This is a genomic window from Mycolicibacterium sediminis (assembly GCF_010731735.1).
GTDB lineage: Bacteria > Actinomycetota > Actinomycetes > Mycobacteriales > Mycobacteriaceae > Mycobacterium > Mycobacterium sediminis.
This window is the reverse complement of record NZ_AP022588.1, coordinates 2,037,599-2,051,619: the sequence shown is the minus strand read 5'-3', so window position 1 is coordinate 2,051,619 and position 14,021 is coordinate 2,037,599. Positions and strand designations below refer to the sequence as shown.

The 14,021-nt window shown below is 69.4% G+C and carries 14 protein-coding genes; 6 read left to right on the top strand and 8 right to left on the bottom strand.

All coding sequences use genetic code 11. The features are described 5' to 3' along the window. The first annotated feature begins 46 nt into the window (after window positions 1–46). Both G6N64_RS09815 and G6N64_RS09810 read left to right on the top strand, forming a co-directional pair. Window positions 47–919, top strand: coding sequence for a polyphosphate kinase 2 family protein (locus G6N64_RS09815; protein WP_163796723.1), 873 nt, complete (start codon window positions 47–49; stop codon window positions 917–919). Window positions 920–1,028: 109 nt separating this feature from the next. Continuing rightward, the gene (locus tag G6N64_RS09810; RefSeq protein ID WP_163796722.1) at window positions 1,029–1,886 is read left to right on the top strand and encodes an endonuclease domain-containing protein; all 858 of its coding nucleotides are present in this window, start codon (window positions 1,029–1,031) and stop codon (window positions 1,884–1,886) included. Between the two features lie 73 nt (window positions 1,887–1,959). Here the strand turns inward: G6N64_RS09810 and G6N64_RS09805 are convergent, their stop codons facing one another. The 3 genes from G6N64_RS09805 to G6N64_RS09795 all read right to left on the bottom strand — a co-directional run bounded on the left by G6N64_RS09805 (window position 1,960) and on the right by G6N64_RS09795 (window position 5,235). Then, window positions 1,960–2,814 (bottom strand): 3-hydroxybutyryl-CoA dehydrogenase, encoded by an 855-nt coding sequence (locus G6N64_RS09805; protein ID WP_163796721.1) that lies wholly within the window; start codon window positions 2,812–2,814, stop codon window positions 1,960–1,962. Between the two features lie 96 nt (window positions 2,815–2,910). After that, window positions 2,911–4,197, bottom strand: coding sequence for an isocitrate lyase (gene aceA / locus G6N64_RS09800; RefSeq protein ID WP_163796720.1), 1,287 nt, complete (start codon window positions 4,195–4,197; stop codon window positions 2,911–2,913). Between the two features lie 261 nt (window positions 4,198–4,458). Continuing rightward, on the bottom strand, window positions 4,459–5,235 hold the full coding sequence (locus G6N64_RS09795; RefSeq protein ID WP_163801563.1) for an acyl-[acyl-carrier-protein] thioesterase: 777 nt from the start codon (window positions 5,233–5,235) through the stop codon (window positions 4,459–4,461). Between the two features lie 135 nt (window positions 5,236–5,370). Here G6N64_RS09795 and ramB point away from each other — a divergent pair, with 135 nt between their 5' ends. Together ramB and G6N64_RS09785 are read left to right on the top strand one after the other, a co-directional pair. Further along, window positions 5,371–6,798, top strand: coding sequence for an acetate metabolism transcriptional regulator RamB (gene ramB, locus G6N64_RS09790; protein WP_163796719.1), 1,428 nt, complete (start codon window positions 5,371–5,373; stop codon window positions 6,796–6,798). 10 nt (window positions 6,799–6,808) lie between these two features. Next, window positions 6,809–7,363: a carboxymuconolactone decarboxylase family protein gene (locus G6N64_RS09785; protein WP_163796718.1), complete on the top strand. Its 555-nt coding sequence runs from the start codon at window positions 6,809–6,811 to the stop codon at window positions 7,361–7,363. Between the two features lie 34 nt (window positions 7,364–7,397). Here the strand turns inward: G6N64_RS09785 and G6N64_RS09780 are convergent, their stop codons facing one another. Continuing rightward, a complete protein-coding gene (locus G6N64_RS09780) occupies window positions 7,398–7,667 on the bottom strand; it encodes a hypothetical protein (protein ID WP_163796717.1) in 270 nt (89 codons plus the stop codon). An 11-nt stretch (window positions 7,668–7,678) separates the two neighbouring features. After that, window positions 7,679–9,073 carry a dihydrolipoyl dehydrogenase gene (gene lpdA / locus G6N64_RS09775; RefSeq protein ID WP_163796716.1) on the bottom strand — a complete coding sequence of 465 codons (1,395 nt, stop codon included), beginning with the start codon at window positions 9,071–9,073 and terminating at the stop codon, window positions 7,679–7,681. 171 nt (window positions 9,074–9,244) lie between these two features. Here lpdA and G6N64_RS09770 point away from each other — a divergent pair, with 171 nt between their 5' ends. Beyond that, window positions 9,245–11,170, top strand: a complete 1,926-nt coding sequence (locus G6N64_RS09770) for a hypothetical protein (RefSeq protein ID WP_163796715.1) — start codon at window positions 9,245–9,247, stop codon at window positions 11,168–11,170. Between the two features lie 26 nt (window positions 11,171–11,196). Next, window positions 11,197–12,747 carry a hypothetical protein gene (locus G6N64_RS30485; protein WP_163796714.1) on the top strand — a complete coding sequence of 517 codons (1,551 nt, stop codon included), beginning with the start codon at window positions 11,197–11,199 and terminating at the stop codon, window positions 12,745–12,747. 10 nt (window positions 12,748–12,757) lie between these two features. Here the strand turns inward: G6N64_RS30485 and G6N64_RS09760 are convergent, their stop codons facing one another. Genes G6N64_RS09760 through G6N64_RS09750 form a run of 3 tightly spaced genes read right to left on the bottom strand, consistent with a single transcriptional unit; the run spans window position 12,758 to window position 14,016 of the window. Further along, window positions 12,758–13,219: a hypothetical protein gene (locus G6N64_RS09760; RefSeq protein ID WP_163796713.1), complete on the bottom strand. Its 462-nt coding sequence runs from the start codon at window positions 13,217–13,219 to the stop codon at window positions 12,758–12,760. Then, window positions 13,212–13,490: a putative holin gene (locus G6N64_RS09755; protein ID WP_174266777.1), complete on the bottom strand. Its 279-nt coding sequence runs from the start codon at window positions 13,488–13,490 to the stop codon at window positions 13,212–13,214. The genes G6N64_RS09760 and G6N64_RS09755 overlap by 8 nt, the downstream gene beginning before the upstream one ends. 28 nt (window positions 13,491–13,518) lie before the next feature. Next, window positions 13,519–14,016, bottom strand: a complete 498-nt coding sequence (locus G6N64_RS09750; protein ID WP_163796712.1) for a DUF779 domain-containing protein — start codon at window positions 14,014–14,016, stop codon at window positions 13,519–13,521. Between the last annotated feature and the right edge of the window lie 5 nt (window positions 14,017–14,021).

Below are 14,021 nucleotides of genomic sequence, written 5' to 3'. Positions count from 1 at the left end.
CACCGACGCCGTCGGAGGCAGTCGCCGCGCGAGGACCGGAGCGAGCATGAGCCAAGAGACGACGGACGATCTGCCCGCCCTGTGGACCCACGAGCCGCACATCCATCTCGCATTCAAACCGGGCGACTCGGTGGCCGCCATCGACACCAACGCGACGCCCGGCTTCAAGGGCAGCAAGCGCGATGCGCCCGACCTGCTGCTCGAGCGCGCCGAGCGGTTCGCCGAGCTGCAGGAGATGCTCTACGCCAACAGCCTCGCCGGCGACAACCGCAAGGTGCTGCTGGTGCTGCAGGGCATGGACACCTCCGGTAAGGGCGGCATCGTGAAACACGTTGTCGGCGCCGGCAATCCGCAGGGCATCCAGTACGCGAACTTCGGCAAGCCGACCGAGGAGGAGCTGGCACACGACTTCCTGTGGCGGGTCGAGGCGCGGCTGCCCACCTCCGGCCACGTCGGCGTGTTCGACCGCTCGCACTACGAGGACGTGCTGATCGTGCGCGTGCACGACCTCGTCGCGCCGGAGATCTGGAGCACGCGGTACGACACGATCAACGACTTCGAGAAGCGAATCGCCCTCGACGGCACCACGATCGTCAAGGTCGCGATGTTCGTGTCGCTCGACGAGCAGAAGAAGCGGCTCTCCGAACGCCTCGACCGGCCCGACAAGTACTGGAAGTACAACCCCGCCGACGTCGACGAGCGCCTGCTCTGGCCCCGCTACCAGGAGGCCTACCAGGCGATGCTCGAGCGCACCTCGACCGACGTCGCGCCCTGGCACGTCATCCCCTGCGACCGCAAGTGGTACGCGCGGTTGGCGGTCACCGAGCTGCTGATCGAGGCGCTCGAAGGCCTCGACTTGTCCTGGCCCCCCGCTGATTTCGACATCGAGGCGGAGAAGACGCGGCTCGCTTCGGCCTGATGCGCCGAGCGCACGCTTGTTGTACGCATCGGCCGAGTAGCGGCGGCAACAAGCGTGCACTCGACGATTGGTGTCGGGAGTACCTCGCCGCAGCGGTGACGATGTATCCATGCGCGACCCCTTCATCGTCGGCACGGAGGCCCTCGCCACCGGCGACGTCACCCGTCGCGATCTGCGACGCAGGTACACGAAGGTGCACCGCAACGTCTACGCCCCGAACGGTGTCGAACTCACCGCGATAGACCGGGCTCGGGCGGCATGGCTGTGGTCCGACCGGCGAGCGATACTCGTCGGCCACAGCGCAGCGGCGCTGTTGGGTAGCAAGTGGATCCCCGCTGACCTGCCCGCAGAGGTCGTGCACGCCCGACGGGGCGCACCCAACGGGATCGCCGTGCGCAGCAATTGCATTCGCGACGACGAGCTGAGACGTGTCGGCGAGATCAGGTGCACCACCGCCGCCCGCACCGGCTACGACCTGGGTCGGCGACTCAGCCTCGAACTGGGCGTGATCCGGATCGACGCGCTGCTCAACGCGACACGAGTCCCGGCATCGGAGATCGAGGCGGTGGCCGCCAGGTACCCGGGAGCACGCGGAATCCGTCGACTGCGCATGGCGCTCGACCTCGTCGACGGTGGCGCCGAGTCGCCGCAGGAGACGCGACTGCGACTGCTGCTGGTGGACGCAGGGCTTCCGCGGCCCGAGACGCAGATCCCCGTCACGGAGAACGGCCGCGTCAAGCGCCGCATCGACATGGGTTGGTCACGATGGTCGGTCGGTGTCGAGTACGACGGCGAGCAGCACTTCACCGGTCCGGAGGACTATGCGAACGACATCGATCGGCTGGAGTACCTGGCCAATCGCGGCTGGACCATCGTCCGGGTCAGCGCGCGGCAGCTCCGCTACCAGCGTCCGGCCGTCGCGCAACGGGTGACTGCAGCGCTGCGTGCGGCGGGCATGCCGTCCTGATCCCGCCGAGTGCACGCTTGTTGACGGTGCTACTCGAGGTTCCCGTACAACAACCGTGGTGTCGGCGCCGAGATCAATACGTGTAGAAACCCTTACCCGACTTCTTGCCGAGCTGACCCGCCTCGACCATCCGCTGCAGCAGCGGCGGCGGACCGTAGAGCGGCTCCTTGAACTCCTCGAACATCGAGTCCGCGATCAGCTTCAGCGTGTCCAGCCCGACCAGATCCGACAGCTTCAGCGGACCCATCGGATGCGAGAGCCCGGCAACCACGGCCGTGTCGATGTCCTCGACCGTCGCCACGCCAGCCTCGGCCATCCGGATCGCCGACAGGAGGTACGGCACGAGCAGAGCGTTGACGACGAAGCCCGAGCGATCGGTGCAGCGCACCACCTTCTTGCCCAGCGTCTCGCCCGCGAACTGAGCAACGCGGGCGAGCGCCTCGTCGTTCGTGACCAACGTCGGCACCAGCTCGACGAGCGGCAGCACGGGCACCGGATTGAAGAAGTGCAGACCCAGCACGCGGCTCGGATTCTTGGTCGCGGCGGCGATCTTCATGATCGGGATGCTCGACGTGTTCGACGCCAGCACCGCGTCGGGATCGGTGATGGCCTCGTCGAGTTGGGCGAACACCTTCGCCTTGACGGCGGCATCCTCGACGATGGCCTCGACGACCAACTGCCGGTCGGCCAGGTCCGCGATGTCGGTGGCGACGCTGAGCCGCCCGAGCGCCTCGTCGCGTTCGGCCTCGGTGAGCTTGCCCCTGCTGACGCCGCGCTCGAGGGACGTCGTGATGCGGTCGCGGCCGGCCTGCGCCAGCGCCTCGGTGGGCTCGTAGATGCGGACGTCCACGCCCGCGCGCAGCGACACCTCCGCGATGCCCGCGCCCATCTGTCCGGCGCCGACGACGCCTACCCGCTCGATAGTCATACCGTCACCCTTACATACGCCGAGTGCACGGTTGCTGACACGTCTTCTCGACGTTTGCGTTCAACAACCGTGCACTCGGCGGTAGTGAATTAGTGGCTAGTGGAACTGGCCCTCTTCGGTCGAGCCCGCGAGCGCGGTGGTCGACGAGGTGGGATCCACGGTGGTGGCGATGCGGTCGAAGTAGCCGGCGCCGACCTCGCGCTGGTGCTTCGTCGCGGTGTAGCCACGCTCCTCGGCGGCGAACTCACGCTCCTGCAGCTCGACGTAGGCGCTCATCTGGTTGCGGGCGTAGCCGTGGGCCAGATCGAACATCGAGTAGTTGAGGGCGTGGAAGCCGGCCAGGGTGATGAACTGGAACTTGAAGCCCATCGCACCGAGTTCGTTCTGGAACTTAGCGATGGTCGCGTCGTCCAGGTGCTGCTTCCAGTTGAACGACGGCGAGCAGTTGTAGGCCAGCATCTGGTCGGGGAAGTCCGCCTTGACGGCCTCGGAGAACTTCTTGGCCAGCTCGAGGTCCGGCGTACCGGTCTCCATCCAGATCAGATCGGAGTAGGGAGCGTAGGCCTTGGCGCGGGCGATGCAGGGCTCGACACCGTTCTTGACGTGGTAGAAGCCCTCCTTGGTCCGCTCGCCGGTGATGAACGGCTGATCGCGCTCGTCGACGTCGGAGGTGATCAGGGTGGCGGCCTCGGCGTCGGTGCGGGCGATGACCAGGGTCGGCACGTCGGCGACGTCGGCCGCGAGACGGGCCGAGGTCAGGGTGCGGATGTGCTGCTGGGTCGGGATGAGCACCTTGCCACCGAGGTGGCCGCACTTCTTCTCCGACGCCAGCTGGTCCTCCCAGTGCGAACCGGCGACGCCGGCGGCAATCATGGCCTTCTGCAGCTCGTAGACGTTGAGCGCGCCACCGAAGCCGGCTTCACCGTCGGCGACGATCGGGGCGAGCCAGTTCTCCACCGAGGTGTCGCCCTCGACCTTGGAGATCTGGTCGGCGCGCAGCAGCGCATTGTTGATGCGGCGCACGATCTGCGGCACCGAGTTGGCCGGGTAGAGGCTCTGGTCGGGGTAGGTGTGACCGGAGAGGTTCGCGTCACCGGCGACCTGCCACCCGGACAGGTAGATGGCCTTGAGGCCCGCGCGCACCTGCTGGACGGCCTGGTTGCCGGTCAGCGCACCGAGGGAGTTGACGTAGTCCATGGTGTGCAGCTGCTCCCACAGGACCTCCGCGCCGCGGCGGGCCAGGGTGGCCTCCTCGACGACGCTGCCCTGGAGGGCGACGACGTCCTCGGCGCTGTACGTGCGCTCGATGCCCTTCCAGCGGGGGTTGGTCTTCCAGTCGTGCTGGATCTGCTCGGGGCTCTTGGGCGTGCCGACGGTGGACATGGGTGCTCCTTCGATTGCTTCACTATCCGTGTCGCCGCGGTGCAAGTCTGTTAACACCGCAGCGCCTTAACTTCTGTGCTAATACGACGATGGCACACAGCATCGGTGCTGGTCCACCCATTCCGGTTGCCAATTTAGGCCAAACCGTACGAGCGTATTGCGAACTTTGCGAAGACCACTGCTAGCTGAAACGGTTCAGAAGTTACCGCCGGGTAACGAATCGTCGCAGGTCAGTACGCCCGTACTGTTAGAACCCGGGCGTCAGAGCGGGAAGATCGCGGCGACCGCTTTGGTCTCGTCGCCAACCGCATACGTGAGCGTCGTCACAGTCCGGTCCGAGAGGTCCGCACCGAACTGTTCGGTGGATCCGGCGGGATGCACGTGACGGATGATCTCCAACCGGTCCCCGAGCGCAACCGGGAGGTCGTGCTCGATGGTGACCCGCAGCGGCGCAGCCATCAGCTCCGGATGCGCGTACAGGAAGTCCTCGATCACGCTCCAGTACACCGAGTTGTTCATGTGGTCGAAGATGTCGATGTCGCTCGTACGGACCGGGTACTCGCGCACGTGCTCGGCGTCCTCGCGGCTGCCGGCCTTGAGGTAGGCCTTCCATCGCAGCCGGTTCACGTCGGTGGTGCGGTGCAGTCCCGACAGGAAGTCGTCGGATATCCGGGCCGGTCCCTGCGTCTCGCGATTGATGTTGATCCAGAACGCCTCGGACTCCATCAGCCCACCCTTGCGGCCGTCGATGCGCACGCGCATGTCGCACCACCGGTTGGACGTGCCGGAGCACCAGCGCCGCATGCGCAGCATGTCCTTGAAGAGGATGGGCTCGATCAGGTCGATCATCGTGCGCCGGACGATCCAGAGCGGGTGCGTCTCCTCGAATCCCATCTCGCGCAACTGATCGGAGCCGACGTCCTGGATGTGACGGGTGGCGGCATCGAACTTGAGCCTGCCCTCGCGGTCGACGTCGGCGACCCGCAGCGGCCACTCGACGTCGAAGACGTCGGGGTGCGGGTCGGGAACGGGCATCATCGCCTTGGACAGGCCCACCGTCGCACGTACCGCCGACGCTCCATCCTTGGTGCTCACGGCTCTAGATCCTGCCACAGCGGTGTGCCTGCCAAGACTGCGAAGGCGATCCTTGGCAACGGTGTTTAGGCTGTTGGGGTGGCCAAGACCTTCGTCGGCGTGCGGTTGCGCCAGCTGCGCAGCGAACGCGGATTCAGCCAGTCTGCCCTCGCGCAGATGCTCGAGATCTCGCCCAGCTATCTCAATCAGATCGAGCACGACGTCCGGCCACTCACGGTCCCCGTCCTGCTGCGCATCACCGAGGTGTTCGGCGTCGACGCGACCTTCTTCGCCTCCCAGGACGACACCCGGCTGGTCGCAGAGCTGCGGGAGGTCACCCTCGACCGCGACCTGGGCGTCGACGTGGACCAGGCCGAACTGGCCGACGTCGTCGCCGCCCACCCCACGCTGGCCCGCGCAATGGTGAACCTGCACCAGCGCTACCGGCTCACGGCCACCCAACTGGCAGCAGCCACCGAGGACAGGTTCTCCGACGGCAGCGGCGCGAGTTCGGGCACGGGTTCCATCACCATGCCGCACGAGGAGGTCCGTGACTTCTTCTATCAGCGGCAGAACTACCTGCACGAACTCGATTCCGCTGCAGAGGATCTCACGATCGAGATGCGGATGCACCGCGGCGATCTGGCGCGCGACCTGTCCGATCGGCTCACCTCCGTGCACGACGTCCGCATCGTCCGCCGCACCGATCTCGGTGACACCGTCCTGCACCGGTTCGACCCCCTGACGCGGACGTTGCAGATCGGTGCCCACCTGCCGTCCGGCCAGTACGTCTTCCGCCTCGCCGCCGAACTCGCCTTCCTCGAGTTCGGTGGACTCATCGACGCACTGGTCGACGAGGGCGTGTTCACCAGCGACGAGTCCCGGACCCTGGCGCGCCTCGGTCTGGCGAACTACTTCGCCGCCGCGACGGTGCTGCCGTACCGCCAGTTCCACGAGGTCGCCGAGAACTTCCGCTACGACGTCGAGCGACTGTCGGCCTTCTACTCGGTGAGCTTCGAGACCATCGCGCATCGCCTGTCGACGCTGCAGCGCCCGTCGATGCGGGGCGTGCCGCTGTCGTTCGTCCGCGTCGACCGCGCCGGCAACATGTCGAAGCGTCAGTCCGCCACCGGTTTTCACTTCTCGTCGAGTGGCGGCACGTGCCCGCTGTGGAACGTCTACGAGACGTTCGCGAACCCGGGCAAGATCCTGGTCCAGGTCGCGCAGATGCCCGACGGCCGGCACTACATGTGGGTGGCCCGCACCGTCGAGCGACGCGCGGCGCGGTACGGCCAGCCCGGCAAGACGTTCGCGATCGGTCTCGGATGCGAGCTGCGGCACGCGGGCCGCCTCGTCTACTCCGAGGGGCTGGACCTGTCGAGCGAGGTCGGCACACCCATCGGTGCGGGCTGCCGGGTGTGCGAGCGGGACAATTGTCCGCAGCGCGCGTTTCCCGCCCTCGGCCGCGCGCTGGACCTCGACGAGCATCGCAGCACGGTCTCCCCGTATCTGGTGAAGCATCCCTAGACTCGACCCCGTGAGCGCACCCGAGACTGCCCCCGCCCGCATCAAGCCCGGAGGGTTCCGCGAACTCGGACCCCTGAACTGGCTCATCGCCAAGCTCGGAGCCAAGGCCATCCGTGCGCCTCGCTTCGCCCTGTTCAACGTGCTGGGTCAGCACCACCTGCTGTTCCTGGCGTGGCTGCCGTACTCCGGCATGCTGCTCGGACTCGGCAAGCTGCCGAAGATCGAGTCCGAGCTGGTCATCCTCCGCGTGGGGCACCTGCGCAACTGCGAGTACGAACTCCAGCAGCACCGCCGTCTGGCCCGCAGCCGCGGCCTCGATCCCGCGACACAGGCCCGCATCTTCGAAGGGCCCGACGCCGAGGGGCTGACCGACCGCCAGCGCGTGTTGATCACCGCGACCGACGAGTTCGTCATCACCCGGTCGATGTCGGCCGAGACGTGGTCGGCGCTGGCGACGCACCTGAGCAGGAAGCAGCTCATCGAATTCTGCATGCTGGCAAGCAATTACGACGGCCTCGCGGCCACGATCACGACGTTGCGGATCCCGCTGGACTTCCCGGACTAGAGGTTTCGGCGGGCCGGAGCGAAGCGACCTGGGGTCAGAGGTACGTCACCCCGAGCACGATGATCGACAGCAGGACCGGCGCGACGGGCAGGCACCACGCGAACCACGCCGGCGCGTACGCCTTGCGCTTCTCGAGCCGCCAGCCGAGCAGTCCCGACAGGACGGCCACCAGCAGACACACCGCCGACACGACGAGCACCCAACTGCTGACCGACGTCGTGTTGATGGCCAGCGAGATGCCGATCAACCACAGGACGTGCCCGATGATCAGCCCGCCGATGGCGGCGACGACTACGGACCTCACGGCGCGCGGACCTAGAAGTTGATCATGTGGCCGGCGAGGCCGTGGAAGCACTCCTGCAGCGCCTCGGACAGCGTCGGGTGCGTGTGTACGTTGCGGGTCAGCTCGTTGACGGTGAGGTCCCACTTCTGCGCGAGCGTCAGCTCAGGGAGTAGCTCGGACACGTCGTGGCCGATGAGGTGACCGCCCAGCAGTTCGCCGTACTTGGCGTCGGCGATGACCTTGACGAAACCACCCGGCTCGCCGAGCCCGTGCGCCTTGCCGTTCGCGGTGAGCGGGAACTTGGCGACCTTGACGTCGTAGCCCTCGTCGCGGGCCTGCTGCTCGGTGAGCCCGAAGCTGGCGACCTGCGGCTGGCAGAACGTGGCGCGCGGCATCATCCGGTAGTCGCCCAGCGGCAACGTCTCCGCGCCGCCGATGGTCTCGGCGGCGACGACGCCCTGCGCCTCGGCGACGTGCGCCAGCTGCAGCTTGCCGGTGACGTCACCGATGGCGTAGATGTGCGGCTTGTTGGTGCGCATGTAGTCGTCGATCGCGATGCCGCCGCGGTCGGTGAGTTCGACGCCGGTCTTGTCCAGGCCGTAGCCCTCGACGTTGGGCACGAAGCCGATGGCCTGCATGACCTTGTCGGGCTTGAGTTCCTCGGTCTTGCCGTCCTTGCTGATCGTCACGGTGACCTTGTCGCCGTCGTCCTCGATGGACTCGACCTTGGTGCCGGTGAGGATCTTCACACCCAGCTTCTTGAACGCCTTCTCGATCTCCTTGGAGACCTCGGCGTCCTCGTTGGGCAGTGCGCGCGGCAGGAACTCGACGATCGTGACGTCGACGCCGTAGTTCTTCATCACGTAGCCGAACTCCATGCCGATGGCGCCGGCGCCGGCGATCACGATCGACCCGGGCAGGTCGCGCTCCATGATCTGCTCTTCGTAGGTGATGACGTTCTTGCTCATCGACGTGCCGGGCACCAGCTTGGTGTGGGCGCCGGTCGAGATGATGGCGTTGTCGAACGTGAGGGTCTCGGTCCCGCCCTCGTTGAGGTCGACCTCGACGGTGTGGTCGTCGGTGAACTTGCCGTACCCGTGGACCTCGGTGATCTTGTTCTTCTTCATCAGGAAGTGCACGCCGGCGACGCGGCCCTCGGCGACCTTGCGGCTGCGGTCGAACGCCGACCCGTAGTCGAACGACACGTCGCCGTTGATGCCGAACTGCTTGGCTTCCTTGGTGAAGATGTGGGCCAGCTCGGCGTTGCGCAGCAGCGCCTTCGACGGGATGCATCCGACGTTGAGGCAGACGCCACCCCAGTACTTGGGCTCCACGATGGCGGTGTTCAGTCCGAGTTGCGCGGCGCGGATGGCCGCCACGTATCCGCCGGGGCCTGCTCCGATTACGACGACGTCATAGTGGGTCACGCCCTCCAGCGTAGTGCTCTCGTCGAACCGCCCGCCGGTCGATCCAAGCGGGATCCGAGATGCCTGGCGTTCCCGATCGCCAGCAACGCTTCGTCGGTCGGCCGGTGATGTTAAATTCAGACGCAAGGATGTGAGCACCGTCACACCTGTGGCCCCTAGGGGATCTCGCGCATGGCCAAGCACCGCAAACCACGTCGCCGAACTCTCGGCATCGCCTCGTACCTCGGGACCGGGGTCGCTGGAGCGGCGATGCTCGGCTCGGTCGGCCTCGTGGCCTTCCCCGCCGGGGCTCCACGACCTGCCACCGAGGCGCCGCTACTGACCGCGGCCGATGTGCCGTTGGCACCGGTGGTCGGACCGGCCCTCGGCCCCGTGGGACCGATCCGAGCTGCGATCGCCCTCTACATCGGGGACGGCGCCGACGCGCGCGACGACTGCACCGGATCGGCATGCAACGGCGGCAACGGCGGTCTGCTCCTCGGCAGTGGCGGGCGCGGAGCCAACGGCGGCAGTGGTGGTAACGGTGGCCTGTTCTTCGGGAACGGCGGGGCGGGTGGCAACGCCACCGGCGTCTCCAACGACGGTGGTGACGGCGGCCGCGCCGGACTGTTCCTCGGGTCCGGCGGGGCGGGCGGGTCGGGAAGCGCCGGGGCCTTCGGCACGAGTGGAGGCATCGGCCAGGACGGCACCGTGGGCGGGGTGGGCGGCACCGGCGGCAACGGTGGCGCCGGCGGATTCTTCTTCGGTGCCGGCGGGATCGGTGGCAGCGGCGGCGTCGGCGGAGCAGGTGGACGTGGCGGTACCGGAGCCTCCGGACGAGACGCCACCACTCCCGGCGGCACCGGTCAGGCTGGTCAGGCAGGCGGGGACGGTGGCGCCGGAGGCGCGGGCGGCAACGCAGGCGCCGGGGGTTCTGGAGGATTCTTCTTCGGTGTCACCGGCGCGGGCGGTACGGGCGGCGACGGCGGCATCGGCGGAGTTCCCGGTGACGGCGGAGCCGGTGGTGACGGCATCGATGGCCCCACCGGAGGCAACGGCGGTGCGGGCGGTGCCGGTGGCAACGCGGGTCTCGGTGGCGTCGGCGGCGCAGGCGGCAGCCCACTAGCCGCACGCGGGAGGACCGGCGCCACGGGCCCGGCCTCGGGATTCTTCGGTAACGGCGGCGCGGGCGGTGCCGGCGGCAACGCGACGGACGCCGGTGGTAGCGGCGGCACGGGCGGAGCCGGCGGGGACGCCGGCAACATCGGTGTGGGCGGCTCGGGCGGTTCGGGTGGCGATGGTGCAGCGGGTCTCAGCCCGACGCCTCCGAGTACGGGCGGCACGGCCGACGACGGTGCCAACGGCTCGACGGGCGAACCTGGCACGGCCGGTGATAGCGGAAAGAATGGCGTCATCAACCCCGACGGAACGGCGCAATCCGGCGGCGGCGGCGGTGCCGGCGGCATCGGCACATCCGCGGCGGGCAGTACCAGTGGCGGACTCGGTGGGAACGGCGGAGAAGGAGCCCCCGGCCAAGCGGGTGGACAGGGAGGCACCGGCGGCCCGGTCACGGCCTTCGACGACGCCACCGGAGGCAATGGCGGCACCGGCGGACGGGGAGGAAACGGCTTGGCCGGTCAGGCCGGCGGCGCGGGAGGAGCAGGTGGCGCAGGCGGGCTCGGCGGATCCATTCGCGGAGCGGGTGGTAACGGCGGCGCCGGTGGTCTGGGCGCGGACGGTGGTGCAGGCACTGACGCCGGCAACGGTGGAAACGGCGGCACCGGCGGTCAAGCGATCAGCAGTGAAGTTCCGGCAATCCCGGGAATCCTCAATCCGACGACCCGCGGCAATGCCACCGCCGGAAACGGCGGAAACGGCGGCGCCGGCGGCACCGGCGGGGCGGGCGGAAACGGAGGATCCGGCGGCGCCGGCGGAGCGGCGGGCCTCGCGCTCGCCACGGGGTACGCCGACGGCAGTCACGGGATCGGCGGAGCTGGTGGAGACGGTGGCAACAGTGGTCGAGGTGGTAACGGCGGACTCGGTGGCGCCGGTGGTGCCGGCGGTTCGAACGACCCCGGCGGAACCGGGCTCGCGGGGGCCGGCGGTAATGGCGGGTAGGTGGCCGCGGCGGAGATGCGGGTGCGGTGGGCCTCGCCGGTGTCGGCGGTGACAGCGGCGGTGGCGCGCGAGGTGCCGACGGACTTGCCGGGCAGCGTCCGACGGGAACGAGCGGCAATGGCGGCAATGGCGGCAACGGCGGCAACTCCACCGGCAACTTCCCCGATCCGGTCGTAGGCGGCAGGCCCGGCGGAGCCGGGGGTGCGGGCGGCAACGGCGGAAACATCGGCAATGGAGGCAATGGCGGGAACGGCGGCTACGGCGGCTACGGCGGTGACGGCCGAAAGGGCGCGGGCGGCGCCGCGGCCCCCGGCGCTGACGCCGAGAACGGCTATTCCGGTGGGCTCGGCGGCAACGGCGGAGTAGGCGGCGCCGGAGGCAACGGTGGCTCCATCGTCGGTGACGCGGGGAACGGTGGTCGTGGCGGCAACGCGGGCCGCGGCGGCGCCGGTGGCACGAGCCTCGGCAATGGCGGGCCGGGCACCTTCGCCCTCAACGACGGTAGGGGCGGAAACGGAGGCATCGGCGGCGACGGCGGTCGCGGTGGCGACGGCGGGAATGGCGGACTCGGCGGCACGGCCGTCAACGGCAAGGCAGGTGTCACCGGCAATGGCGGCAACGGCGGAGCCGGCGGAACCCAGGGCGGCGCGGGCAACGGCGGTACTGGTGCCGCCGGCACCATCGCGCACCCGAACGGCGGCGATGGCGGCGACGCGGGTCTCGTGGGCGCCGTCGGCGCCGGCGGCAACCCGGGAATCGGCCTGGTCAATGGCAGTCCGGGCGCCGCGGGACCGCCACGCACCGCTGGCAACGGAGGAGGCGGCGCCGGTGGCGCGGGCTTCAACGCCACCACCCCGGGCACCAACGGGGGCGACGGCGGCAAGGGCGGACTCGGCGGCACGCTCAACAGCAACGGCGGAGCGGGCGGCAAGGGTGGGAGCGGGGCCCCCGGCACCAGCGGCGCCAACGGCACCGGAGCAGGCGCGTCCGGCGGCAACGCCACCGCCGCGGGCAATGGGGGCAAGGGCGGCGAAGGCGGGGCCACGCGCGGCGGGACCGGTAACGGCGGAGCCGGCGGCGCCGGTGGGCTGGGCGGCAACGGCGGCAACGGCGGCAACGGCGTCGCCGGTGCGGCCCTCACCGGACTGCCGGGCGGCAACGGTGGCAATGCCACGACCGGAGGCTTCGGTGGTCTGGGCGGAAACGGCGGCGTGGCGCAGGGGACGGGTAAGGGCGGCATCGGTGGCGCTGGCGGCAAGGGCGGCAACGGCGGCAGGGCAGGCTCGGGCGCGACCGGCGGGACCGGCGTACCGCCGACCGGTGTGGGCGGGAAGGGCGGCAACAGCGGCGACGCGGGCAGTGGCGGAGCCGGCGGAGGTGGCGGCAACGGCGGATCATCCACCGGCGGGGGGACCGGGAGCTTGGGTGGTCTCGGCGGTGGCGGCGGGAGCGCGGGCGCCAACGGCACTGTCGGCGCCGGCGGAACTGGCCCCGGCGGCAAGGGCGCTAGCGGCTCGGCCGGAAGCCCCGGCACCCCTGGCGGTTCGGGCGCCACTGGCGGCAAGGGCACACCCTGAGGAGGGTTGGCTACCGGCCGAACCAACCGAAGACGTACGACCCGTACAGCACCGCCGCCGTGGCCACGGACGCCAGCGGCGCGGACATCAGCGCCAACGCCAGCGCCGCGTTGAGCGGCCGCTCGCGGATCATGCCGGCCAGCAGGGCGGCCACCGCGCAGGCGACGGTGTAGACGAGTACGACGAATACCGGCGCCGTCTTGTCCAGCGACGCGAACCACCATTCGTAGAGTGCGCCGCCCGCGGCGGCGCCGAGGAGCCACACGCCCGCCACGACCAGCACGAACGTCCAGCGCTTGAGGTAGAGATAGCTGCCCGGCACGACCTCGGGCGGTACGAAGATCGGGATCTCGCCGGACGACGCGTCGTGCGGCTGAGGCGGCGGCGCGGTCAACGTCTGCGCCTCGACCGACCCCGTGTCGAAGAGCGGCGCCCAGTTCTGCGTGGGCTCGCCGGTCACGTGCTCAGCCACCGGAGGCCACCTGGATCGCGGCCAGCGCGCCGAACCATCCGGGTGCCAGCGAGAGGGTGAACGCTCCGAAGGTCGTGACCCAGCGGCGACTAGAGAAGAGCACCATCAGCATGCCGATGCCGATCGGGACGCCGACGACGAGTGCGATGGCCACGTCTGGGCGGACGGGTGCGGTGATGAGGATCGACGCCGCGATGCCCGCCACCATGCCGACCGCGACGCCGATGAGCATCGCGCTGGTCAACTGCCACGCCCGCGGGAGCGGTATCACCCGTCCACGGTAAACCCGGGTGCGGCCGTCAGGCCTGCACGCTCGCGGCGCGTCCTGCGGGAATCGGGCAGGCGTCGACGGCCTCGGCCACGACGTGCGAGCCCGTCTCCTCGGGCCGCTCACCCGCCTCGTACCGCGATCCGGTGATCGGCGCGTGCGCTCCGAGTTCGGCGTTCTCCGCGTCGGTGAACGCTCGTCCGCGGGACAGGAACCGCATGCCCTCGGGCGTCTCCAAGCTGAATCCGCCACCCCGGCCCGGGACGACGTCGATGACCAACTGCGTGTGCTTCCACGCCTCGAACTGCGGACCGGAGATCCACACGGGCACCCCGTCGCCGACGTCGAGCACCGACAGCAGGACGTCGCGGTCGCCGATGATGAAGTCGCCGTGGGGGTAACACATCGGGGACGAGCCGTCGCAGCAGCCGCCAGACTGGTGGAACATCAGGGTGCCGTGCCGGTCCTGGAGGCGTCGCAGCAGATCGGCCGCAGCCGAGGTGATGAGGGCTCTGCTCGGGACGGCCATCACCC